Source organism: Mesorhizobium opportunistum WSM2075 (assembly GCF_000176035.2).
GTDB lineage: Bacteria > Pseudomonadota > Alphaproteobacteria > Rhizobiales > Rhizobiaceae > Mesorhizobium > Mesorhizobium opportunistum.
The window spans coordinates 4,764,736-4,787,582 of sequence record NC_015675.1 but is presented as its reverse complement, the minus strand read 5'-3'; the positions used below and the strand labels follow the sequence as shown (position 1 = coordinate 4,787,582).

26 protein-coding genes and 4 tRNA genes are annotated in these 22,847 nt (G+C 62.7%); 18 read left to right on the top strand and 12 right to left on the bottom strand.

Annotated elements, in window-relative coordinates; all coding sequences use genetic code 11:
• From MESOP_RS23080 to MESOP_RS23060, 5 genes are read right to left on the bottom strand one after another with little or no spacing between them, the layout of a single operon-like run.
• A complete protein-coding gene (locus tag MESOP_RS23080; protein ID WP_013895737.1) occupies window positions 1-762 on the bottom strand; it encodes an MBL fold metallo-hydrolase in 762 nt (253 codons plus the stop codon).
• Between the two features lie 2 nt (window positions 763-764).
• On the bottom strand, window positions 765-1,829 hold the full coding sequence (locus MESOP_RS23075; protein ID WP_013895736.1) for an ABC transporter ATP-binding protein: 1,065 nt from the start codon (window positions 1,827-1,829) through the stop codon (window positions 765-767).
• Window positions 1,826-2,608: an ABC transporter permease gene (locus MESOP_RS23070; RefSeq protein ID WP_013895735.1), complete on the bottom strand. Its 783-nt coding sequence runs from the start codon at window positions 2,606-2,608 to the stop codon at window positions 1,826-1,828. The genes MESOP_RS23075 and MESOP_RS23070 overlap by 4 nt, the downstream gene beginning before the upstream one ends.
• A 2-nt stretch (window positions 2,609-2,610) precedes the next feature.
• On the bottom strand, window positions 2,611-3,462 hold the full coding sequence (locus MESOP_RS23065) for an ABC transporter permease (protein ID WP_013895734.1): 852 nt from the start codon (window positions 3,460-3,462) through the stop codon (window positions 2,611-2,613).
• Window positions 3,463-3,468: 6 nt separating this feature from the next.
• A complete protein-coding gene (locus MESOP_RS23060; protein WP_013895733.1) occupies window positions 3,469-4,560 on the bottom strand; it encodes a polyamine ABC transporter substrate-binding protein in 1,092 nt (363 codons plus the stop codon).
• A gap of 90 nt (window positions 4,561-4,650) precedes the next feature.
• Between MESOP_RS23060 and MESOP_RS23055 the strand changes: the two genes are divergently transcribed.
• Both MESOP_RS23055 and MESOP_RS23050 read left to right on the top strand, forming a co-directional pair.
• A complete protein-coding gene (locus tag MESOP_RS23055) occupies window positions 4,651-5,265 on the top strand; it encodes a TetR/AcrR family transcriptional regulator (RefSeq protein WP_013895732.1) in 615 nt (204 codons plus the stop codon).
• Between the two features lie 127 nt (window positions 5,266-5,392).
• Window positions 5,393-5,962: a DUF2569 family protein gene (locus tag MESOP_RS23050; protein WP_013895731.1), complete on the top strand. Its 570-nt coding sequence runs from the start codon at window positions 5,393-5,395 to the stop codon at window positions 5,960-5,962.
• Between the two features lie 62 nt (window positions 5,963-6,024).
• Here the strand turns inward: MESOP_RS23050 and MESOP_RS23045 are convergent.
• A tRNA-Thr gene (locus MESOP_RS23045) sits at window positions 6,025-6,100 on the bottom strand.
• Window positions 6,101-6,256: 156 nt separating this feature from the next.
• Here MESOP_RS23045 and MESOP_RS33965 point away from each other — a divergent pair.
• From MESOP_RS33965 to MESOP_RS23035, 3 genes are all read left to right on the top strand, one after another.
• Window positions 6,257-6,424 (top strand): hypothetical protein, encoded by a 168-nt coding sequence (locus MESOP_RS33965; protein ID WP_013895730.1) that lies wholly within the window; start codon window positions 6,257-6,259, stop codon window positions 6,422-6,424.
• 210 nt (window positions 6,425-6,634) lie between these two features.
• Window positions 6,635-6,832, top strand: a complete 198-nt coding sequence (locus MESOP_RS23040) for a hypothetical protein (protein WP_013895729.1) — start codon at window positions 6,635-6,637, stop codon at window positions 6,830-6,832.
• Window positions 6,833-7,054: 222 nt separating this feature from the next.
• Window positions 7,055-7,366, top strand: coding sequence for a BA14K family protein (locus MESOP_RS23035; RefSeq protein ID WP_013895728.1), 312 nt, complete (start codon window positions 7,055-7,057; stop codon window positions 7,364-7,366).
• A gap of 71 nt (window positions 7,367-7,437) precedes the next feature.
• Here the strand turns inward: MESOP_RS23035 and MESOP_RS23030 are convergent, their stop codons facing one another.
• Window positions 7,438-7,881: a hypothetical protein gene (locus tag MESOP_RS23030; protein WP_013895727.1), complete on the bottom strand. Its 444-nt coding sequence runs from the start codon at window positions 7,879-7,881 to the stop codon at window positions 7,438-7,440.
• 115 nt (window positions 7,882-7,996) lie between these two features.
• Here MESOP_RS23030 and MESOP_RS23025 point away from each other — a divergent pair, with 115 nt between their 5' ends.
• Entirely contained in the window at window positions 7,997-8,356 is a 360-nt protein-coding gene (locus MESOP_RS23025; RefSeq protein ID WP_013895726.1) for a hypothetical protein, read from the top strand.
• Here the strand turns inward: MESOP_RS23025 and bhcR are convergent, their stop codons facing one another.
• The gene (gene bhcR, locus MESOP_RS23020) at window positions 8,357-9,178 is read right to left on the bottom strand and encodes an HTH-type transcriptional regulator BhcR (RefSeq protein WP_013895725.1); all 822 of its coding nucleotides are present in this window, start codon (window positions 9,176-9,178) and stop codon (window positions 8,357-8,359) included. It lies immediately after the preceding gene.
• Window positions 9,179-9,391: 213 nt separating this feature from the next.
• On the opposite strand from bhcR, the gene gcl reads away from it, so the two are divergent.
• The 3 genes from gcl (at window position 9,392) to MESOP_RS23005 (ending at window position 13,121) form a co-directional block, all read left to right on the top strand.
• Window positions 9,392-11,173, top strand: coding sequence for a glyoxylate carboligase (gene gcl, locus MESOP_RS23015; protein ID WP_013895724.1), 1,782 nt, complete (start codon window positions 9,392-9,394; stop codon window positions 11,171-11,173).
• Window positions 11,174-11,183: 10 nt separating this feature from the next.
• A complete protein-coding gene (otnI, locus tag MESOP_RS23010) occupies window positions 11,184-11,981 on the top strand; it encodes a 2-oxo-tetronate isomerase (RefSeq protein ID WP_013895723.1) in 798 nt (265 codons plus the stop codon).
• A 222-nt stretch (window positions 11,982-12,203) separates the two neighbouring features.
• Window positions 12,204-13,121 carry a 2-hydroxy-3-oxopropionate reductase gene (locus MESOP_RS23005; protein ID WP_013895722.1) on the top strand — a complete coding sequence of 306 codons (918 nt, stop codon included), beginning with the start codon at window positions 12,204-12,206 and terminating at the stop codon, window positions 13,119-13,121.
• 125 nt (window positions 13,122-13,246) lie between these two features.
• Here MESOP_RS23005 and MESOP_RS23000 read toward each other — a convergent pair whose 3' ends face one another.
• Window positions 13,247-14,095, bottom strand: coding sequence for a TrmH family RNA methyltransferase (locus tag MESOP_RS23000; RefSeq protein WP_013895721.1), 849 nt, complete (start codon window positions 14,093-14,095; stop codon window positions 13,247-13,249).
• Between the two features lie 200 nt (window positions 14,096-14,295).
• On the opposite strand from MESOP_RS23000, the gene MESOP_RS22995 reads away from it, so the two are divergent.
• Together MESOP_RS22995 and MESOP_RS22990 are read left to right on the top strand one after the other, a co-directional pair.
• A tRNA-Tyr gene (locus MESOP_RS22995) sits at window positions 14,296-14,380 on the top strand.
• Between the two features lie 91 nt (window positions 14,381-14,471).
• Window positions 14,472-14,545: transfer RNA gene (locus tag MESOP_RS22990), tRNA-Gly, on the top strand.
• Window positions 14,546-14,633: 88 nt separating this feature from the next.
• Here the strand turns inward: MESOP_RS22990 and MESOP_RS22985 are convergent.
• The gene (locus tag MESOP_RS22985; protein WP_013895720.1) at window positions 14,634-15,098 is read right to left on the bottom strand and encodes a YidB family protein; all 465 of its coding nucleotides are present in this window, start codon (window positions 15,096-15,098) and stop codon (window positions 14,634-14,636) included.
• Window positions 15,099-15,229: 131 nt separating this feature from the next.
• Here MESOP_RS22985 and MESOP_RS22980 point away from each other — a divergent pair, with 131 nt between their 5' ends.
• The gene (locus MESOP_RS22980) at window positions 15,230-15,487 is read left to right on the top strand and encodes a GlsB/YeaQ/YmgE family stress response membrane protein (protein WP_013895719.1); all 258 of its coding nucleotides are present in this window, start codon (window positions 15,230-15,232) and stop codon (window positions 15,485-15,487) included.
• Between the two features lie 89 nt (window positions 15,488-15,576).
• On the opposite strand, the gene MESOP_RS22975 is transcribed toward MESOP_RS22980, so the two are convergent.
• On the bottom strand, window positions 15,577-16,464 hold the full coding sequence (locus MESOP_RS22975; protein WP_013895718.1) for a DMT family transporter: 888 nt from the start codon (window positions 16,462-16,464) through the stop codon (window positions 15,577-15,579).
• A 293-nt stretch (window positions 16,465-16,757) separates the two neighbouring features.
• On the opposite strand from MESOP_RS22975, the gene tuf reads away from it, so the two are divergent.
• The 6 genes from tuf to MESOP_RS22945 all read left to right on the top strand — a co-directional run bounded on the left by tuf (window position 16,758) and on the right by MESOP_RS22945 (window position 21,775).
• Window positions 16,758-17,933 (top strand): elongation factor Tu, encoded by a 1,176-nt coding sequence (tuf, locus tag MESOP_RS22970; RefSeq protein WP_013895701.1) that lies wholly within the window; start codon window positions 16,758-16,760, stop codon window positions 17,931-17,933.
• 163 nt (window positions 17,934-18,096) lie between these two features.
• A complete protein-coding gene (locus MESOP_RS22965) occupies window positions 18,097-19,767 on the top strand; it encodes a COG3904 family protein (RefSeq protein WP_041164246.1) in 1,671 nt (556 codons plus the stop codon).
• Window positions 19,768-19,856: 89 nt separating this feature from the next.
• The gene (locus tag MESOP_RS22960) at window positions 19,857-20,342 is read left to right on the top strand and encodes a group II truncated hemoglobin (RefSeq protein WP_013895716.1); all 486 of its coding nucleotides are present in this window, start codon (window positions 19,857-19,859) and stop codon (window positions 20,340-20,342) included.
• 31 nt (window positions 20,343-20,373) lie between these two features.
• Window positions 20,374-20,928, top strand: a complete 555-nt coding sequence (locus tag MESOP_RS22955; protein WP_013895715.1) for a putative glycolipid-binding domain-containing protein — start codon at window positions 20,374-20,376, stop codon at window positions 20,926-20,928.
• 85 nt (window positions 20,929-21,013) lie between these two features.
• Window positions 21,014-21,089 (top strand) — tRNA-Trp (locus MESOP_RS22950).
• 98 nt (window positions 21,090-21,187) lie between these two features.
• Window positions 21,188-21,775, top strand: coding sequence for a cation efflux transmembrane domain-containing protein (locus MESOP_RS22945; RefSeq protein WP_013895714.1), 588 nt, complete (start codon window positions 21,188-21,190; stop codon window positions 21,773-21,775).
• A gap of 57 nt (window positions 21,776-21,832) precedes the next feature.
• Here the strand turns inward: MESOP_RS22945 and MESOP_RS22940 are convergent, their stop codons facing one another.
• A complete protein-coding gene (locus tag MESOP_RS22940; RefSeq protein ID WP_013895713.1) occupies window positions 21,833-22,309 on the bottom strand; it encodes a gamma-glutamylcyclotransferase family protein in 477 nt (158 codons plus the stop codon).
• Window positions 22,310-22,847: the final 538 nt, after the last annotated feature.

Sequence of the window (22,847 nt, the reverse complement as noted above, 5' to 3'; positions counted from 1 at the left end):
TCAGGGGCTCTTGTGCAGATGGCAGCCGACCTGCCGTTTTCGCGCCAGGTATTCATCGATCAACTGGCGATAGCGGACCTTGCCGAAGCTCGGGAAATGGCCGCCATGCACGACCGAGACGCCGAGGTCGCGCAGGGCGGCGAGTGTCTCGACATAGTCCGGGATGTCCGAGTGATAGACGTCGTCGATCAACGGACCGTCATAGACGATGTCGCCGGACAGCAGGATGCCGGTCTTCTTTTCATGCAGCGCTATGCCGCCGGGGGAATGGCCGGGTGTGTGGATCACCTCGAAGGCGCGGTCGCCGAGATCGATGACATCGCCATGTTCGAGCAGCCGGCCGGCCGGCGCGGCTGAAATGCCGTAGCGCGCGGTGTCCCAGCCTTTCGGGATGCCATCGAACATCTCGTCGGTCGCATAGCGGTCGGCCACCGTCCATTCGTTGCGCGGATCGGCGAGGATTTCCCCCTCGGCGCGGTGCACGCAGCGGTCGGGAAATTCGTGATGGCAGCCGATATGGTCGAAATGCGTGTGGCTGGCCACGCAGGTCAGCTTGCGCTCGGCCACCAGCGGCACGTGCTGCCTGAGGCTGAAATGGCCGAGCCCGGTGTCGAAGAGAAGATCGCGGTCGCGGCCGCGCACATGCCACATGTTGCAGCGGAAGAACGGTTTGATCCACGGCTCATGGATCAGCGTCACGCCGTCGGCCATACGGATGGTCTCGTACCAGTCGGGTGCGTCGATGACCGCAAGCATGCCCATGTTCAATCCGTCAGCAGGATGATCTGGTCGGTATCGCACGAAGCCGCGACCGTGTCGCCCGGCTGGACCGTGGCCGCTGCGGGCAGCTTGGCGATGAACCGCACCGAAGGGTCTTCGACGGACATCGCGAGCACACGCTTGAAGCTGCCCTGGAAGACGACGTCGCTCACCTTGGCCGTGCCCAGCCTTGTGGCGCCTGAGGCCGCGCCCAAGGTCAGATGTTCCGGCCGTATGGCCAGCGCAACGGCCGAGCCTGCCGGCAAAGCACCGGGCAGCGAGACCGCCCCGACCGGCGTCGCGACAGTGCTTGTCTTGTCCTTGGCCTCGGTGACCGTGCCAGCGAGGATCGTGCTTTCGCCCATGAAGGTGGCGGAAAAGCGCGTCGCCGGCCGGGCATAGACGCGCTCGGGCGGTCCTTCGTCCTCGATGCGGCCGTCATTCATCACCACGCAGTGGTCGGCAAGCGCCATCGCCTCTTCCTGGTCATGGGTGACATGGATGAAGGCGGTGCCGACGCGTTTTTGGATCGCCTTCAATTCGTCCTGCATCTGCCGGCGCAGCTTCAGGTCGAGCGCGCCAAGCGGCTCGTCGAGCAACAGCACCGCCGGCTCGATCACCAGCGCACGCGCCAGCGCCACGCGCTGCCGCTGGCCGCCCGAGAGTTGATGAGGCTTCTTGTCGAAGGCCGAGGCAAGTCCAACCAGAGCCAGCGCCTCGCGCGCCCGGGCGGCACGGGTCGCACCGTCGACGCCCTGCATGCGCAGCCCAAAGCCGACATTGCCGCCGACGCTCATATGCGGAAACAGCGCATAATCCTGGAAAACGGTAGTGGTCGGGCGCCTGGCCGGCGGCACCGAGGTGCAATCCTTGCCGCTGATGAACACCTTGCCTTCGCTGGGCGTGACGAAACCCCCAAGGATGGACAACAGCGTCGTCTTGCCCGAACCCGACGGTCCGAGCAGGATCGTGTAGCTGCCGGGCTCGATCTGCAGCGAGACATTTTTCAGCACGGCCAGTTGCCCGAAACGGTGCGAGACGCTGCGTATGTCGACCAGGGGCGCGATCATGTCTTTCTCCTGCGCAACAATGTCAGTTCGAACGCCACGACCAGCACGATGGAAACGGCAAAGACCAGCGAGCCGACCGCATTGGTCTTGGGATTGAGGCCGGAGCGCAGCAGGTTCCAGATTTCCACCGGCAGCGTGGTGTCGAAGCGCGTCAGCAGGAAGGAGATCACGAACTCGTCCCAGGAGAAGGTCATCGACAGGAAGAAGCCGGCGAAGATCGCCGGGGCCATCACCGGCACTGTGACCAGCAGCAGCACCTTCCATTCCGGCGCGCCAAGATCGCGCGCGGCGCGCTCGATGTTGATCTGGTGGCCGCCCATCTGGCTGTAGATGATCGCAAAGCAGAGCGGCAGGTTGATCACCACATGGCCGATGCCGGCGGCAAGCAGCGATTTCGGCACGCCGGCCCAGTTGAACAGCACCAGCAGCCCCATGCCGATGATCAGGTAGCTGACCGTCAGCGGCAGCGTGATCAGCCCGCGCAGCAGGCCCGAGCCGGGCAGCACGAAGCGCGCGAAACCCCAGGCCGAGAGGAAACCCAGCGTGACCGCGGCGAGGGACGAGATCGATGCGACCAGCAGCGAATTGATCAGCGCCGAGGTCAGTCGCGTGTCGGACAGAACGGCCTCGTACCAGCGCAGCGACGGGCCGGTGAACGGCGGGATCGGGAATGACGTCGCCTGCAGCGAAAACAGCACCAGCACGACCACCGGCAGGAAGATGAAGCCATAGACCGCAAGCGCGTAGACCAAGGAAATGACGCGGACAATCCTATGCATAGTCAGGCCCGCTCGATCTTCAGCCAGCGCGCGCAGGCGAGGTAGGCGACGGTGACCACGGCCATCAGGATGATCGACAGCGCTGAGGCGAGCGGGAAGTCGCCACGCCGGCCGATCTGCATCATCACCAGCTGCGGCATCAGAAGCTCGTTGTTGCCGCCAAGTATCTGCGGCGTGATGTAGTCGCCGATGCACAGCACGAAGGTGAGGAAGGCGCCGACCATGATACCGGGAAGCGTCAGTGGCAGGACGACGTGCAGGAAGGTGCGCACCGGTCCGGCGCCGAGATCTGCCGCGGCCTTGCGGTAACTCGGGCTGAGCTGCTTCAGATTGGCGAAGATGGTCAGCGTCAACAGCATGACGAAGAAATGCACGAAGCCGGTGACCGTGGCTAACCGAGTGTTGGCGAGCTGCAGCGGCTCGGTGATGAGGCCGGCGCCGGTCAGTGCGCGGTTGATGACGCCGTTCTGCGCCAGCACCAGCAGCCAGGAATAGGAGCGCACGACATAGGAGGTCCAGAACGGCAGCACGGCCAGCATCAGCGCCAGCCGCTGCCAGCGTTCCGGCACCTGTTCGGCCAGGATCCAGGCGAAGGGGTAGGCGAGCAGCACCGAGACCACGGTGACGATCGCCGTCACCTCGAGCGAGTTCACCATGGCCTGCCAGTAGGACGGGTCGGTGAAGAACTGGCTGTAATTGGCGAGCGTGAAGCCGCCGCCCTCATGCACTGTCAGGCTGGAAAACCCCATGGCGATGAAGGGCAGCACGAAGAACAGCAGCGTCCAACCGAGCGCCGGGGTGACCAGCGCCCAAGGCAGGGCATTGCCCCGTCCGCTGCTTCTCACCGAATTCATGAGCACTCACTTCGCCTGCAGCATTTCGGTCCACATATCCTGCATCTTCTTGTCGAGATCCGCGTTCGGCGCCGGATAGGCCTGGGCGCGGGCAAGGAAGCCGGGCTGCTCGTCGAAGCGCAGGATCTTCTTCTGATCGTCGGTCAGTGCCGCCTTGGCGTTGGACGGCATGCCCCAATAGCAGGACGAGGTGGCAAGCTGCGCCTGGCCTTCCGGGCTCATGATGTACTGGATGAACTTCAGCGCCATGTCCTTGTTCTTGGAATCCTTGAACATGGCCAGCGACTGCGACCACAGCACCGCGCCTTCTTTCGGAATGGAAAAGTCGAGCGCCGGGTTTTCCTTGGCCAGCCCCGCCGTCACCCATTCGCCGCCGCCGACCAGTATGTCGACCTCGCCGGTCGCAAGCGCCGTCTGGCTGGCGGTGACTTCGCCGACCAGCTTGGCATTGGCCTTCATCTTGAGCAGCTCTTCCTTGAGGGCGGGAAGATCGGCTTCGGTGAGGTCGGCCGTCTTCTTGCCGATGGCGAGTGCCGCCATGCCGATGACCGGCAGGTAATAGTCGTAGATGGCGACCTTGCCCTTGTACTTGTCGCTGGTCAGCGACGCCAATGACTGCATGTCGGCCGGGTCGACCTTGGTCTTGTTGAAGCCGATGGTGTTGTAGCCGAACTTTTCGGTGATGCCGTAGCGCTTGCCGCCGACCACGGTCGAGCCGTCCATCTTCACCTGCGGGAACAGGTCGGCCAGCGGCAGCTTGTCTTCCGGCAGTGGCTCGAACAGGCCCTTTTCGACGCCGCGCGGCACATCGATACTATCGATCACCATCACGTCCCAGTCACCGGGCTGCGACTGTTCGACGATGGCGAGACCGGCGCCGGTGCCTTCGAATTCCTTGACGTTGACCTTGACGTTGTTGGCCTCCTCGAAGGGCTGCAGCAGCGCCGGATCGGAATGATCGCACCAGATCAGCGCGTTGAGATCGGCGGCCTCGGCGAGACTGCCGGCGCCAAGCAGCAGCGCCGTGGCAGCGCAGGCGGCGCGCAGTTGGTTCTTCAGGACGGAAAGCGGATTCATGGCTTTTGACTGTGCGGACATCGAGTGTTCTCCCTGCCTTCGTGGCTTCTTGCAAAAAATTGAACCAGTTTTAAAATTGAGTCAATTCTATTTTTGTGGCAAGAGGCTGATATGAGCGGATTGCGGGCAAGGCAAAAGGCGGATCGGCACAGGCGCATCATCGAGGCGGCGGCCGCACTTTTCCGCGAGGCCGGCTATGAGGGCGCCAAGATCGAGGCGATCGCCACTCAGGCCGAGGTCTCGGTCGGCACCATCTACAATTACTATGAGAATAAGGGCGACATCCTCGGCGCCATCGTCTCGCTGGAGGTCAACGAAGTGCTCAACGCCGGCCGCGGCGTCGTCGCCAGGCCGCCGGCCAATGTCGGCGACGCGCTGGACACGCTGATCGGCATCTATATCGAGCATTCGCTGCATTATCTCAGCAAGGAGATGTGGCGGCAGGCGATGGCGATCTCGATGCAACTGCCCGACAGCCCATTCGGCCAGGCCTATACGGCGTTGGACCGCTCGCTGACGGAACAGATCCGCGCGCTGATCGCCCGGCTGCAGGAGATTGGGCTGGTACGGCAGGACATCGACGGGGCAGCGCTCGGTGAACTGATCTTCAACAACATGAACATGATGTTCATCGAGTTCGTGAAGCGCGACGACGCAAGAATACCGGAGTTGCGTGCGGCGATACGGAGGCAGAACCGCATATTGGTGGCGGCGATCGGAGTGTGAGCGAGTCAGGAGCAGGCAGGAGAAATCGTCACCTCGGCATATATGTCGTGTCACGCGAGGCTCGTCTCTTGAGTTGAGCTTGAAATCTGGTACAACTTAGAGGAGCATAAAAAAGGGGGAGGGGTAAATGGGGGCGTTTTCCGTCTGGCATTGGGCGATCGTGCTGCTGTTGATCGGCGTGCCTGTTTTCTTTGCTGCTCGATCAGCCGCGAAGCCGTCACAGAATCCTGAGGCTCTTGTGGGCTTCGGCGGTTGGCTGATGCTGCTGGCTATCGGTCAGGCATTATCACCGTTGCGCACACTTGCCGACTTCGCCAACTCGGCCGACGGCTACCAGCAACTCATGGCCCTCTCAAACGGGCCGCTGGCGGTGTATGGCGAGGTTGCTCTCAATCTGGCATTTCTGGCGCTTCAACTGGTTGTGCTCGTTTCCATGCTGCGGAAAAGCCGCCGGTTCCCGCAGTTGTTTCTGCTCCAGTGGCTTGCGATCCCTGTCGTTTTTGTCCTGGACACGATCTGGATTTCTTCAATTCTGGGCGTTCCGGTGAACCAGGTGCTCGCAGGTGATGCGCTGGCGGCACCGATAGCCTCGTTTGTCGCGGCTGGCATCTGGGTTGCTTATGTCTACAGGTCTGTCAGGGTGAGGAACACGTTCAACAAAGCGGGCGCATCAGGGCAAGTCGCCAGCGCCTCATAGCGATATCGCGTTGCGGTCGCGCTCGGAGAGGCTTCCGGCTCTTGACGGATCGTTAGGTGAACTGGTGCCCCCGGACGGAATCGAACCGCCGACCTTCGGTTTACAAAACCGCTGCTCTACCAGCTGAGCTACAAGGGCACGGCGCTCCGGTAGCATATTTGTTGCGCCAGTAAAGACAAAACTCCGTTTTCGGTTACTCGCCGTGGTGGATGACGTCGCGGCGCGAGGATGCTGAAATCCGCAAAGGCGTTTCCTACATATCGGATGGTGTAATCGCTTCAACCGGGGTTTCGCATGATCAGGCTCATCATCATTCTCCCCATGGTCGTCATCGCCTGGATGCTGCTGGTGAAGCTTATCAGCGATGTGAAGAAGGCCAATGTCGACTGGACCGGCGTGACCACCATCATCGGCTTCATCGCGCTCGCCTTCTGGCTTCGCCATGTGACGGGCATGGGGTGAACGAAGAGAGTGAGTAGGGAATAGTCAGTAGTCAGTAGTGAGCCGTGCGGCTCACTTCCACTACTCACTACTCACTACTCACTACTCACTACTCGCTTCCCCGAGCCTCGCCGAAAAAAATCCTCGCCCCTTCGAACCTTTTCCCGCGCCGCGCCGACTGATGTTCGGAGGCGAATGGGTCGCCTCGATCAAAAGATCCAGGAGATCATCATGTTCAAGCGCACTCTCACTTCAGGCCTCGTCGCCATCTTCGTCGCCACCGGCGCGCTCGCCGGCACCGTCGGTACCTCGTCTGCCCATGGCATGCACGGCCATCATCATCATCACCACCACTTCAAGAAGTTCTGGTGGAAGCACTACAATCACCATCATCACCACAGGCACGGCAGGGTGATCATTTTCCTTTGATGGAGGGACCCAATTCCTCAAAAGGGCGGCTTCGGCCGCCCTTTTTGCATTAGACGCCGGCAGCCGCCGGAATTCGCGATACCCGAGTCCGCCCATCGCGGTGGACGCGATTTCCCCAGTTCAAAAAAAGACGAAAAAAGATTCGAACCTTTCTTCTTGCCGCAACGACAGATGATCAAGAGGCGGATGGATCGCCTCGGTCAACGAAGCAAGGAGATCATCATGTTCACGCGCACACTCGTTTCCGGCCTCATCGCCACCACTGTCGCCGCCACCGCATTGGTTGGCACCGTTCAGCCTTCGGCAGCCCACAGCCATCACCACAACCATGACATCGGCATCGGCATCGCCGCCGGCGTCGGCGGCTTCGTCCTCGGCAGCCTGCTCTCCCAGCAGCCGCCGCGTACCGTCTATGTCGACGAAGACGGTGGTTCTTGGCACGTCCGCCGCTGTTTCGACCGCTACTCGAGCTACGATCCGGAGTCCGACACCTACATCGGCCGCGACGGCTATAGCCACTACTGCCGGCTCTGAGCGGAGGCCAACCAACGACAGGAAAGAGGGGTTGCGGGCAGCCCCTCTTCTTCGTTTTGAAGGTCGCGGGTCTAGAACTTCGCGTCGGCGTCGAGAACCGGCAAACCGGCCGCGCGGCAGAGGCCCTGAATTCGAAGCCGGGAATCCGCCGATCCATCGCTCATCGCGGCGAGTTCGAAGCTGCTTCCGGCATCCGGGTAGATCTTGGCGACAAAGGCTTTGTCATCGCCGTGAGCCCCGGATGAGATCCTGTTGCTGACGGTGCCGCAGGCCACGATCTCCTGGCGGCCCCCCGACGTCCGCTCGCCGGCCAGCATCGTCCCGAACTTGGCGGAGGCCGGATCCGGCAGATGCTGGCGGATGCCGCCGGTAATGATCTCCTCCAGCGCGAGCGAGATCGGAATGGGCGAGATCGGAATGGGATTGCCGCGTTGGTCGCCCGCATCGAGCCGAGGTGCCGCCGCCACGCATCCGCACAATGAAGCGACAAGCAAAAGCTGGATCGTTTTTCTCATCCGCGCCCTTTCGCATGCATTCGAACGCCACGGCAAGGCGGTCCCATGCAGCGGGCGCTATACAGCGATTTTCGGAGCGTCTAGTCTCTTGCGATGGGCATCGAGGGAGGGTGGCTTGGACGAGCAGGACCCGAAAGAAGACCTGATCGAGACGGTTTTCCGCAATGGCACCGTCACCACGGTCGGCATCCTGCTGGCATTTTCGCTGGGTTTCATCACCCATTGGGCCGCCAACCCGATTCCCTGGCAAACCTACCATCTGGTCGCCGTCCTGCCGATCCTGGCCGGTATCGCCTTGCAGATGCGGGCGCTGTCGCTGCTGCTCGACACAAAGTCGCTGCAGCGGCGCGTCTACGAACGCGCCAACCGCATCTTCATCGCCGGCCTCGTCTTCACGGCCTGCGGTGTCGGCATGGCGATCCTGCTCGATTTCTTCGATATCGCGACCAGGAGCGCGTTGCCCGGGGCGGGCTGATCAGCCGGCTTGCATGCCGCCGATCATCCTGGTCACTTCAGCCGCGGCATTGCGCACCATCGGCCCGATCTCGGCCAGCCGCTCCGGCGTCACCCGCACGGTCGGCCCCGACACGGAGACGCCGCCGATCGGCTCGCCGAACTCGTTGAAGATAGCGGCCGCCACGCAGCGCATGCCGGGGTGCCGTTCCTCGTCGTCGACCGACCAGCCGCGCAGCTTGATGACAGCTAGGTCATGCGCAAGCGCCGGGATTTCCGAAAGCGTCTTGTCGGTGAAGCGCTGCAGGCCGGCCTTGCGCAAAATGATGCCGACGCGCTCGGGTTCGAGATGCGCCAGCACCGCCTTGCCAATGCCGGAGGCATGGAAGGGGCTGCGGGTTCCCGGGCGGAAGAAGGCGCGGATCGCCTGATGCGTCTCGACTTGGCTGACGAACACCACGCAATCATCCTCGGCGACGCCGAGATTGGCGGTCTCGCCGGTCTTTTCCATCAGCTCCTGCATGACGATGCGAGCGCGGTCGACCAGCTTGCGGCGGCGCAGGAATGCAGCGCCCATGCGGTAGGTCTCGACACCGATCGACCACAATTGGTCGCTGGTGTCGAACTCGACCATGCCGTGATTCTGCAGTGTGGTCAGCATGCGGTAGGCGGTGGAGGCAGCAAGGCTGCTTTGCGCGGATATCTCGCTCAGCGACAGGCCACTGCCTTCGGCGACAATGGCCAGGATACGCAAGGCCCGGTCGAGCGACTGCACCGAATTGGCTTCGGATGGCCCGTTGAAGGCGCGCGGCCGGCCGCGCTGGCGTTTTTCGGTCGTGTCCATGGGCGCCATTCTCCGCCGTTTCGCCAAACAAGCAATGAAAAAGTTTTTCACTCGCGCAAGTGGTGGGATTCTTGGAAAACGGAAAATCCAATAAAATCAGCAGATAGCTGTCGTTTTCTAGAAATGAAAAAATATTCTGAAAAAATTGAAAAATAGCCATCTTGCTGACATTCTCGGCCATCCAACAATGACAACCCTGAGGAGGGTCGGAAAATGGCCAGGATGCGCGCTGTCGATGCCGCGGTTCTCGTTCTCGAAAAGGAAGGCATCGCCTGCGCCTTCGGCGTGCCGGGCGCGGCGATCAACCCGCTCTATTCGGCACTGAAGGCGAGGGGCACCATCCGCCACGTGCTGGCCCGCCACGTCGAGGGCGCTTCGCATATGGCCGAAGGCTATACGCGCGCCAAATCCGGCAATATCGGGCTTTGCATCGGCACGTCGGGTCCGGCGGGCACCGACATGATCACCGGTCTCTATTCGGCCGCCGCCGATTCCATTCCGATCCTGTGCATCACGGGCCAGGCGCCGCGCGCACGGCTGAACAAGGAAGATTTCCAGGCTGTCGATATCGCCGCCATCGCGGCGCCTGTCGCCAAGTGGGCGGTCACGGTCATGGAACCCTATCTCGTCCCCATGGCGCTGCAGAAGGCGTTTCACCTGATGCGCTCGTCGCGGCCAGGTCCGGTGCTGATCGACCTGCCGGTCGATGTCCAGCTGGCCGAGATCGAGTTCGATATCGACGCCTATGAGCCGATGACGCCGTTCAAGCCGGCGATGACGCGGGCGCAAGCCGAAAAGGCGCTGGCGATGCTCAACGCGGCCGAAAAGCCGCTGATCGTCGCCGGCGGCGGCATCATCAATGCCGATGCGTCCGATCTGCTGATCGAGTTTGCCGAAATATCGGGCGTGCCGGTCATCCCGACGCTGATGGGCTGGGGCGCGATTCCCGACGACCACCGGCTGATGGCAGGCATGTGCGGGCTGCAGACCTCGCACCGCTACGGCAATGCGACGATGCTGGAAGCCGATTTCGTCTTCGGCATCGGCAACCGCTGGGCCAACCGCCACACCGGTTCGGTCGACGTCTACACCAAGGGGAAGAAATTCATCCATGTCGACATCGAGCCCACGCAGATCGGCCGTGTCTTCGCGCCTGATCTCGGCGTCGTCTCGGATGCGGGTGCCGCGCTGAAGATGCTGCTCGATGTCGCCACCGAGTGGAAGACCGCCGGAAAGCTGCGCGACTGGTCGTCCTGGGCGAAGGAATGCCAGGCCCGCAAGAAGACGATGAAGCGCAAGACGCATTTCGACCAGGTGCCGCTGAAGCCGCAGCGTGTCTACGAGGAGATGAACAAGGCGTTCGGCCGCGACGTCACCTACGTCACCACGATCGGCCTGTCGCAGATCGCCGGCGCGCAGTTCCTGCATGTCTACAAGCCGCGCAACTGGATCAATTGCGGCCAGGCCGGCCCGCTTGGCTGGACCTTGCCGGCAGCTCTTGGCGTTCGCGCAGCCGATCCGGACCGCACCATCGTGGCGCTGTCGGGCGACTATGATTTCCAGTTCATGATCGAGGAACTGGCGGTCGGCGCGCAGCACAGGCTGCCCTATATCCACGTTGTCGTGAACAACGCCTATCTCGGCCTGATCCGCCAGGCGCAGCGCGGTTTCTCGATGGACTACGAGGTGAGCCTGGCCTTCGAGAACATCAACCGGGCGGACGATCCCGAGGCCGGCTATGGTGTGGATCATGTCGCGGTTGCCGAGGCGATGGGCTGCAAGGCGGTCAGGGTGCGCAAGCCGGAAGAATTCGCCGGCGCCTTCAGGCAGGCGCAGCGGCTGATGAAGGAACACCAGGTGCCGGTCGTGCTCGAATTCATTCTCGAACGCGTCACCAACATCTCCATGGGCACCGAGATCGACAAGATCACCGAATTCGAGGACCTTGCCGAGCATCAGGAAGATGCGCCGACCGCGATCGTGATGCTGGATTAGGAGAAAAAGAATGCCGCGTTTTTCAGCCAATCTTTCGATGCTCTTTGGCGAGCACGATTTCCTGGACCGCTTCGATGCAGCCGCCCGCGCCGGCTTCAAGGGCGTCGAATATATCGGTCCGTACGATCATGCACCCGAGGTGGTGGCCGCGAGGCTGAAGAAGAACGGCCTGACACAGGTGCTCTTCAACCTTCCGGCGGGCGACTGGGGCAAGGGCGAGCGCGGCATCGCCGTGCTGCCGGACCGTGTGCCGGAATTCCGCCAGGGCATCGCCAAGGCGATCACCTATGCGCAGGCGCTCGATTGTCCGCAGGTCAACTGCCTGGCCGGCATCGCGCCTGTCGGCGCCGATCGCAAGGTGCTCGAGGATGTTTTCGCCGAAAACCTCGCCTTCGCGGCGGAAAAGCTGGAGCAGGCGGGCATCAGGCTGCTGATCGAACCGATCAACACCCGCGACATCCCAGGCTTCTTCCTCAACCACTCGGATCAGGCGCTCGACCTCATTGACCGTATCGGCTCGAAAAACCTGTTCCTGCAATATGACATCTATCACATGCAGATCATGGAGGGGGATCTCGCCCGTAAAATCGAGGCAAACCTCGGCCGCATCGCGCATATCCAGCTTGCGGACAATCCCGGCCGTCACGAGCCGGGGACGGGCGAGATCAACTATCCCTTCCTCTACGACCACATCGACCGCATCGGCTATTCCGGCTGGATCGGGGCGGAATACAAGCCGAAGGCCGGCACGGAAGCCGGGCTGGCCTGGTTCCGGGACCTGACCGGGCAGGGCAGTGCGGCGGCTTAACGACTATCGCAGTCGAAGTCCTGTTCCTTGGCGCCCCCCTCTGGCCTGCCGGCCATCTCCCCCACAAGGGGGGGAGATCGAATGTCATCTCGGCTTTCGCCAATCTCCAACGTTGCAAGATGAGCGAGGCGCCGAAACAGCCAATCTCCCCACCTGTGGGGGAGATGGCCGGCAGGCCAGAGGGGGCGCGACAGAACGCTGCCTTCACAAAGGAGAACCACAATGGAAACCATAGGCTTCATCGGTCTCGGCATCATGGGCGCGCCGATGGCGGGGCATCTGCTGGATTCTGGCTACAAGGTCATCGCCAGCGATCACCGCTCCAAGCCGCCGGCGGATCTCGTGGCCAAGGGCCTGAAGACCGTGACCGGCCATGCAGCCGTGGCCAAGGCTGCCGACATCGTCATCCTGATGGTGCCCGACACGCCGCAGGTGGCCGAAGTGCTGTTCGGCGACAACGGCGTCGCCTCCGGCCTTTCGAAGGGCAAGCTGGTCATCGACATGAGTTCGATCTCGCCGATCGAGACCAAGACCTTCGCCCAGAAGATCAATGCGCTCGGTTGCGACTATCTCGACGCGCCAGTCTCGGGCGGTGAGGTCGGCGCCAAGGCGGCGTCGCTCACCATCATGGTCGGCGGCGAGGAAAAGGCTTTTGAACGAGCCAGGCCGGTGTTCGAGAAGATGGGCAAGAACGTCACTTTGGTCGGGCCGAACGGCGTCGGCCAGACCACCAAGGTCGCCAACCAGATCGTCGTCGCGCTGACCATTGAAGCCGTCGCCGAAGCTCTTGTTTTTGCTTCAAAAGCCGGCGCCGATCCGGCCAAGGTCAGGCAGGCGCTGATGGGCGGTCTGGCGGCCTCGCGCATCCTCGAAGTGCATGGCGAGCGCATGGTCAAGCGCAGCTTCGCGCCGGGGTTCCGCATCGAATTGCACCAGAAGGACCTCAACCTGGCGCTGGAAGGCGCCAAGGCGCTTGGCGTGTCGCTGCCCAACACCTCGACCACCCAGCAACTGTTCAATTCCTGCGCCGCCAATGGCGGCGCGAAGGAGGATCACTCGGCGCTGGTCAGGGCGCTTGAGCGGATGGCCGATTTCGAGGTCGGCGGCGAGGCGGCCGAGGCCAAAGGCAAAGCGGCATAGGTCGGGAGAGGGCGGTATAACGTTCCCAGGCCGCCAGCTCCCTTTCCTGTCGAAGAACGGGTTCCCGCGACCATCGCCGGGACCCGTTTCTCGTTCAGATCGGCGACGGAACTGTCGCCTCCGGCTCAGTCGCGCTTCAGGAACGCCCGTGCCGCGTAGAGGCTCACCGCCGCGGCGTTCGACACGTTGAGCGATCTGATTGCGCCGGGCATATCGAGCCGGGCCAGCGTCGTCACCGTCTCGCGCGTCTTCTGGCGCAGGCCCTTGCCTTCGGCGCCGAGCACCAGCGCGACCCTGTCTCCCGCAAAGCTGGTTTCGAGTTCCGCCGGCCCATCCGAATCGAGCCCGATGGTCTGGAAGCCGGCCTCGTGCAGCTGCCCGAGCGCGTCGGCGAGGTTTTTGACCTCGATCTGGTCGATATGCTCCAGCGCGCCGGAAGCGGATTTCGCCAGCACGCCCGATTCCTGCGGGCTGTGGCGTGCCGTGGTGATCAGCGCGCCGGCGCCGAAGGCGACCGCCGAGCGCAGGATGGCGCCGACATTGTGCGGATCGGTGACCTGGTCGAGCACCAGCACCAGTTTCGTGTCGCCCAGCGCGTCGAGGCGTTTGGGCTTCAGCGGCTCCGCCTCGATCAGCACACCCTGATGCACGGCGTCCGATCCGGTGATCTTGTCGATATCCCTGGGCTCGACCAGTTCGGCCGAGAACGGCAGGGCGGCGAGATCGGCAATTTCAAGACGCTCGGCCGCATTGCGCGTCACCAGCATTTTCTTGATCCGGCGCCGTGGATTGTCGAGCGCCGCCCGCACCGTGTGCAGGCCATAGAGCCGCACCAGGCCATCGCCTGCGTTTTCGCCCGGGGGGACAGGCTGACGTGGCTTGAATGCCGGCGCGCCGCCGCTCTTCTCGTCGCGAAAGGCGCGGCGCAGCTTGGCGTAATGGGTGTCTTTCGGAGTGTTGGTCTTGTTGCTCATGGTCGGCTTCTATAGCCGTCTGCGGCGGCCAGGGATACGGCCCGTCGCCGCAGTCGGCGAACAAGTTCGAAAAAGCCCGGCTGCGCGGTTGACACCCACTGGCCTTGCCGCCATAAGGCGCTTCGCTGATTTCGGAGAAGACATCTATCTCGGGTCCGGATCGGCAAGAATGCCTCGTTGCATGGCTCCGGCGGCAGACTGGAGAGGTGCCCGAGTGGTTAAAGGGGACGGACTGTAAATCCGTTGGCTTAGCCTACGTTGGTTCGAATCCAACCCTCTCCACCACTGCCGGCCCGGAAGCCCTGAAACGCGAAGAGCATCGGAGGCGAAAAGCGCATGGCGCTTTTCGGATGAATCCGGTACTTCAGTGCAAGGCGCGGGTATAGCTCAGTGGTAGAGCAGCAGCCTTCCAAGCTGAATATGCGGGTTCGATTCCCGCTACCCGCTCCAGATTTCCATCGCCCAGAATTCCATCGCAACCACCTGCAAGCCGGAACACTGCGCGATGCGCGCAGCGCTCCGATCGTCTCCGCCCGCGTCAGCTGTTGAACGCGGACGCCACCTGGTGCTGCTGCGGCACTTGGCCGTTCGGCGTCAGCTTGTCGACGATGCCGGGCAGGGCCGTGGACAGTTGCTTGAGCAGTTCCTGCTCGTTCATGCCGGTCCGTTGCGCGATCTCGCGGATAATTTGGGGTCCAATCGCATTGCCGAGATCATTGGCGTTGATCGACTGGTTCTGCCCGGTGCCGACCCAGGAGTCGGCGGTGTTGCCGTGACCGGCATCCCTGAGCTTGTCGAGCAGGCCGCCGAGGCCACCGAGCAGGCCGCCGTCACTGGCGGTGGCTTCGGTCGGTACGGGGGCGGGTGGAGCGGCAGCTTCGGGTTGATCCGGCTGTTCGGCACTTCTGCCGCTCAGCATTTTTCCGACCAGCAACGCGCCGAGTGCGATCATCAGCGGTTTGGTGATGTTGCCGCCGGGAACGGCGTTGTCAAAAAGTCCCATAGTGGATCCTCCATCTCAACCAAGCCCAGCCCAGCTTCCACAATGGCGCATTCGGGCGGAATTTCAAGCTGGCTTGAGCTTTTGACAATCATATGAAAATGTCGCGCTGGCGAGGGATGGAGAGGAAAAAAATGGGTATCATCAGCTGGATCATTCTCGGCGCTATCGCCGGCTTCCTGGGCAGCAAGATCGTCAACAAGACCGGCCAGGGCCTGATCATGGATATCGTGCTCGGCATTGTCGGCGCCATCGTCGGCGGCGTGATCTGCAGCCAGATCTTTGGCGTGGGTGTCACCGGTCTCAACATCTCCAGCCTGATCGTCGCCGTGGTTGGCGCCGTGGTCGTGCTGTGGGCCTACCATCAGTTCAGCGGACGCAGGACGCTTTAGCCGGAACGCACGCGCCTTTTTTGCTTGCCGGTCACCAGCTTGTTTCGGGGCCGGTGACCGGCGTCCTGGCGTCGTAGTGCGAGCAATGGCTACGCGACCACGGCCAGCCGGCGCTTGCGTTGGTCCAGTGACACGATGGTCAGCCCGCTGCCCACCACCAGCAGGATGCCGCAGACGGCCAGCACATTGGGGAATTGTCCGAACACCAGCAGTCCCGAAATGACGGCCCAGACGGTGAAGCAATAATAGAACGGCGCCACCGCGCTGGTCGGCCCGACGCGGTAGGCCATGAAGATGAAGAAATGGCCGAAGATCAGGAAAAACCCGGCGCCGGCCATCAGCAGCAGGTGACGTGCCTCCGGCATCACCCAGCGCTCGGAAACCAGATGCGCGGCGCCGGCGCCGATCAGCACCACCACGACGGCGGAGATCGCCACGATCATCCCCGGCACCTCGGCCGAGACCCGCCTGCCGGCAAGGTCGCGCGCCGCCGCCAGCGCCGCATTGCCGAGCGCCAGCAGAGCGTAGACCGAAATGCCTTGCATCGTCGGCTGCGCCACCATCAGCGCGCCGATGAAGCCGAGCCCGATCAGCGCCATGCGCAGGCCGCCGATGCGCTCGCCAAACAGGATCGACGAGCCGACCAGCATCAGGAGCGGCGTTATCTGTCCGAGCGCGGTGGAATCCGCGATCTGCATGTTGGCGAGCGCCACGACATAACAGAGGATCGCCGCCATCTCGAGCAGGTTCCTGCCCAGCACGCGTCTGTCGAAGATCAGCGGGATCTGTTTGCCGTAGCCAAGCGCGAACAGCAGCGGAAACCCCCAGAGCGCCGCCGCGACACCGCGCAGGAACAGCACCTCGTAGGACGGCAGCCCGGCGGTCGCGAGTTTCATCATCGTATCGTTGACGAGATACGACCCGGTCGAGATGATCATGAACAGTGGGCCGCGAACGGTCGTCGGAAGGAAATGCATCGGGTCAGGAGATCAGAGCTCGATGACGACCGCAATGGGCCATCGACGGGCCGTGAAGCGGACACGGATTGGCGGGCATGAGGCCGCCGGGGCGGCCCGATCGACCCGGCTTTCACCCATTTCATTCCGTCCAGGGCCTACCTATATCAGCGCCACATCCCCGCAATCGGATCCCAGGTTCGGACTGAGTGAGACGGCACCCGGCCAAAAGACGCTTGTGTTTTTTGGCCTTTGTCGCTAATCGCCCCGCATTCGACTGAACTGAAGGTCAAGGCCGTCCAAGGAAAGAGACTATGGCAAAAGGTAAATTCGAGCGCACTAAGCCTCATGTGAACATCGGCACGATCGGTCACGTCGATCATGGCAAGACGTCGCTGACGGCGGCGATCACGAAGTATTTTGGCGAATACAAGCGCTACGACCAGATCGATGCGGCGCCCGAAGAGAAGGCGCGCGGCATCACGATCTCGACGGCGCACGTCGAATACGAGACGGCCAACCGCCACTACGCCCACGTCGACTGCCCCGGCCACGCCGACTATGTGAAGAACATGATCACCGGTGCCGCGCAGATGGACGGCGCGATCCTGGTGGTGTCGGCCGCCGACGGCCCGATGCCGCAGACCCGCGAGCACATCCTCTTGGCCCGTCAGGTCGGCGTGCCGTCGATCGTGGTGTTCCTGAACAAGGTCGACCAGGTCGACGACGCCGAGCTGCTCGAACTGGTCGAGCTCGAGGTTCGCGAGCTTTTGTCGAAGAACGAGTTCCCCGGCGACGACATTCCGATCGTCAAGGGTTCGGCTTTGGCCGCGCTTGAGGATTCGAACAAGACCATCGGCGAGGACGCGATCCGCGAGCTGATGGCTCAGGTCGACGCCTACATCCCGACCCCGGTTCGTCCGCTCGACAAGCCGTTCCTGATGCCGATCGAGGACGTGTTCTCGATCTCGGGCCGTGGCACGGTGGTGACCGGCCGCGTCGAGCGCGGCGTGGTCAAGGTCGGCGAGGAGCTGGAGATCATCGGCATCCGTCCGACGACCAAGACGACCTGCACGGGCGTGGAGATGTTCCGCAAGCTGCTCGACCAGGGCCAGGCCGGCGACAACATCGGCGCGCTGTTGCGCGGCGTTGACCGTGAAGGTGTCGAGCGCGGCCAGGTTCTGGCCAAGCCGGGCACGGTGAAGCCGCACAAGAAGTTCGTGGCCGAAGCCTACATCCTGACCAAGGACGAAGGTGGCCGTCACACGCCGTTCTTCACCAACTACCGTCCGCAGTTCTACTTCCGCACCACGGACGTGACCGGCATCGTGTCGCTGCCGGAAGGCACCGAGATGGTGATGCCCGGCGACAACATCACGGTCGATGTCGAGCTGATCGTGCCGATCGCCATGGAAGAGAAGCTGCGCTTCGCCATCCGTGAAGGCGGCCGCACCGTCGGTGCCGGCATCGTCGTCACCATCAAGGAATAATCGATCCGGCTACTGCCGGTCAGATAAGAAAAGGGCGGTCTTCGGGCCGCCCTTTTTGTTTCCATCATGGCCGCGTGAGAGGCGCATTTGCCGGCCGCTGAAAGCTGTTGCAAGCGCCATCGCCGCAACTAGTATAGGTTGCACCGAGGGAGCTTGGCCAAGAGTGGTTCCAGGGCGTCGTTTCGATGGACAGGCATGGTGGTTGCGGGCGCTGGCCCGCCTCGTGCTGTTGCTTGCCGTGGCGCTGCCTGTCTGTGCGGCTCAGGCCGAGGAGGAGCAGCCGGATATCCCGCCGATGCGGTTCGCCGTCGTGCGCAGCAGTGCGCCGGGCTGCGAGCCCAACTGTCCGGAATGGATATCGGCGGAAGGCACCATCGAGGCTGGCACGCCGGCCTTGTTCAAGCGCGCACTCAAGACGCTCGCCGGCCGGCAACTGCCGGTCGTCGTCAATTCCCCCGGCGGCAATGTCGACGCGGCGCTGACGCTTGGCCGGCTGATCCGCAAGAACAAGCTCGATGCCGCCGTCGGCACGACCGTCTTCACCGGCTGCGAGCCGCGGATGAAGAACTGCACGGACAAGGACGGCAAGAACAAGGACGGTAAGGCAGCCGGCTATTTCGGCATGGCCTATGACAGCGGCGCCATGTGCAATTCGGCCTGTCCGCTGATGTTTTCCGGCGGTGTCCGCCGCGTGGTCGGCGATTTCGCCTATCTCGGTGTCCACCAGATCACAACCACCTTCCAGCGGACGAGGCTGGTCTACCGGACCACCTACCGGATCGTGAACGGCAAGAAGAAGATCATCAGCACCAGGATCGTCAGCCGAAAGAACGCCGGCAGCTACAAGACCTACGAAATGAGCAAGGGGGTCGAGAAACGCCTTGCCGCCTATCTGAAGGAAATGGGCGTCGACCAGGACGTGCTCGAGACGATGAAGCAGACGCAGGCCAGCGACATCCGGCAGATTGCCCTCGATGCCATGCTGCGCATGAAACTCGTCACCAGCCTGGACAGCGTCGATGTCATGACCGGGGGGACCGTCTGCAGGCTGGAGCAGCCGCAGGCGAACTGCCGGCAGGTACCGGCAGGCAAGGACACCGCCGGCGCCCCGACCGCCGGGGCCAGGCCTGCCGTGCCTCAGCCGGCTGAAGGCATGCCGCCGAAGGAAGCGGATATGCGCTTCGTGCTTGTGCGCGGCAGCAATCCGCTGTGCAATCCCGACTGCCCGGAATGGATCTCCGCCGAAGGGTCGATCACCGCACAGACGCCGGAAAGGCTGCGCCAGGCGCTCGATGCCGCCGGTGGGCGGCGGCTGCCGATCGTGATCAGCTCGCGAGGCGGCGATGTCGACGGCGCTCTCGCCGTCGGCAGGACGATCCGGGAGCATAAGCTCGATGTCGTCGTCGCCCGCACGGATTTCGTCGACTGCGGTCCCTCCCTGGACTGCCTGGCCAGGGATGGCGCCCACACCGGGCTGACCATCGATACGGAAGGTGAATGCGCCTCGGTCTGTCCGATCGTGGTCGCCGGCGGCATCAGGCGCCTGATTGGGCCGGATGCGCGCCTCAGCGTGCAGGCGCTCGGACAGGAGGAGAAGGTCAAGGCGTATCTTGAGGAGATGGCGATCGGGCCTGGCCTGTTCGAGGCCATGCAGCGCTCATCGGGCCAAACGCAGCTCGATCGAGACACGGCGCTGAGGCTCGGGCTGGCGACCGGGCGTCAGTCCGCCGACGAACTGACAGGTGCCACCATATGCAGGGCGGCAGCGAAACCGGACAATTGCAGGGTTACGCCGTCAGCCAATGCCGAAGCCGAGACGCCGGCGAAACTGTAGTCGCGCAGGCTGGCTGGCCATCGGGGCAGGTTGAGCAGAGCGAGGGCTTTCCGCTATTGTTCTCGGGCAGCCAGGACAGGTGAACTCTGATGCGCAAGAACGTCCCGACACTCTACGAATGGGCCGGCGGCAGCGAGGCGCTGAACCGGCTGACGCAGACCTTCTATGACAAGGTGGCGCAGGATCCGATCGTCGGGCCGGTGTTCAAGACCATGTCGCCCGACCATCCCGCCCATGTCGCCGCTTTCATCGGCGAGGTTTTCGGCGGGCCGAAAACCTATAGCGAACAGCATGGCGGGCACCGCGAAATGGTCATGCATCACCTGGGCAAGCATCTGACTGAGGAACAGCGCCGCCGCTGGATCAACCTCCTGGCAGACGCCGCCGATGCCGTCGGCCTGCCCGACGATCCCGAATTCCGTTCAGCCTTCATGGGCTATGTGGAGTGGGGATCGCGGCTGGCCAAGATGAATTCCAATCTCGGCGAGACCTGCGACCCGGAAACCGAACCGATGCCGACCTGGGGCTGGGGTGTGCCTGGCGGACCCTACACGCCGCCTGATGCCAAATCATGACCGGCAAAGCCTGCCGAGAGCTGCTGGAGCAATGACTGCCGAGGCATTCAAGATCGTGCGCTGGCGCGAGTGGGAAGGCCCCGGCCTCGAACATCTTGTGCTGCGCGAGCGGGCCGGCGAGGTGTTGGCCGATTCCGTCGTCATTTGCTCCGGCCAAACGCCTTTCGCCGTCCGCTATCGCATAAGCTGCGACGCGAACTGGCGCGCCAGGAGCGTCACGGTCGACATGATCGGTAGCGAACGGACGCTGGTTCTTGCCTCTGACGGCGATGGCCACTGGGCCCGGGACGGCATGCCCGTGCCGGAGCTCGACGGTGTCTTCGACCCGGACCTCACCGTGACGCCGTTCACCAACACGCTGCCGATCCGGCGCTTGCGGCTTTCCACCGGGCAAAGTGCCGAGATCACCACCGCTTTCGTCGATTTCCCCGCGCTCACGGTGGTGAGGAACCCGCAGCGCTACTCATGTCTCGAAGAGGGCAAGCGGTACCTCTATGAATCGCGCGCCAGCGACTTCAAGCGGGAACTCGAGATCGACGATGACGGGCTGGTCGTCAGCTATCCCGATTTCTGGCAAAGGGGATGAAGGCGCGTTTGCCTGCAAACCGCTCTTTACAGACAGCGCGGAAGCTTTTAGGAAGCCCCTGCTGCTGCGCCGAGGCGCACACGATACGGGCATAGCTCAGTTGGTAGAGCGGCGGTCTCCAAAACCGCAGGTCGTAGGTTCGAGCCCTGCTGCCCGTGCCATTTTCCAAAATGGCCATCCGAACGATATTTGCTGCTGGCCTTGGAAAATCGGCGAACCGCTGGTGGCCGGACATGCTAAATCGTGAGAAGGTTTGGATATGGAAGCCCATAGCGCGCTCCGCCGTATTGTCCTGCTCGTCGCACTTCTGAACCTGAGCTATTTTGGCATCGAGTTCGCCGTGGCGCTCGCCATCGGATCGGTGTCGTTGTTCGCCGACAGCATCGACTTTCTGGAAGATGCCTCGGTCAACCTTCTCATTCTGCTCGCGCTGGGCTGGTCGATGCGCGCCCGCTCGCGGGTCGGCATGGCGCTGGCGCTTATCCTGCTTGTGCCGGGCGTGGCGACCCTCTGGACGGCGTGGGAAAAATTCAACGCGCCGGTGCCGCCTCAAGCCTTCGCCCTGTCGCTGACAGGTCTGGGTGCACTCGCGGTCAATCTCTCCTGTGCCTACATGCTCGCCGCCTACCGGCACCACGGCGGCAGCCTGACGCGGGCGGCATTCCTGTCGGCACGCAATGACGCATTCGCCAACATTGCCATTATTGCTGCCGGGCTGATGACGGCTTTCGTATGGCGATCGGCGTGGCCAGATTTGCTGGTGGGTTTGGGGATTGCGGCCTTGAATGCCGACGCCGCCCGCGAAGTGTGGGAAGCTGCGCGTCAAGAGCGCCGGGCAGCCGCTTGATTGCCGCCGTGACGACAATTTGGGCGATATCATGAGCGCCTTTTTACGGTTGGCAGATCAACCGGATACGATCCCGACATACTCACCCAGCGCGTCGAGCATGGCGAGATAGGGGGCGGGCAACCCATGGTGCCGGCCGCCATCGCGCATCAGTGCTAAATACTCGGCATTTGGGGGAGGGGGATTTTCCTGCCGCTCAGCGACATAGGTCTGCATTTCGGTGGGCTCGCCACCCATGGTCACCACTATCGTCATCCGGTTATAGCGGTTCTCGCCCGCGGGTCGGCTGGCTTCGTATCCCTCCTCCCGATCGAGACGGACCACGTCATCGGGCGTCAACCGGTAGACAACGCCCCATACCACCCCGTCGTGAACCGGCTCTATGGACGATACTCCGCACCCGCGATTCTTTGACAGCCGCGGAAAACAGAGCCGATGGCTCGGCAACATGCCGATGCCCACGACCTGGTGGCCAGGGCAGCGCTTTGCGATCTGCAGCGGGTCCATGTTCGATCCGTAGGCGAAATATAGCATTGGGACACCCTCGAAAGGCCTAGCAGGGCTGCTGATGAAATACTCATTTGGCTTTCAGAATGGCTTCGCCGCCGTTGGGATAGGCAATGTGATCTTGAGCGAGCCGTCGTCGAGCAAGTTCGGCGGAGCCATCGCCAATAACCTCGCCATCCGTCGAAGCCAGCTTATGTGAAGAACACCATCTTATCGGGCCATATCGGTGCTGTCCCTTCCGCATTGAATGGCATCCGCGAAATTCTCGCTTATCCTGCTTGTGCGCATGTGAGCATAAGGTGGCGCCTTGCCAACCGCGGCCGCGCCTCCATTCCCGCCGTCGGCCGTAGTTCGGCTGAAAAGGGCCAGTTTCCGTCACACGAATGCCCTGCGCGCATCGATATTTTGCGGGTCGGCCTTTGAAAATCGGCGACCCGCTTGCCATATTAGCCTGATTGGGGCATAAGGCAGCCATAGCCGGGACGGAACGACTGGATGGTTCCGAGGCGGTGTTTGGTCATAAAGCGGACACTTGCCACTTGCGTGGATCAAGAATCGGTTTTAT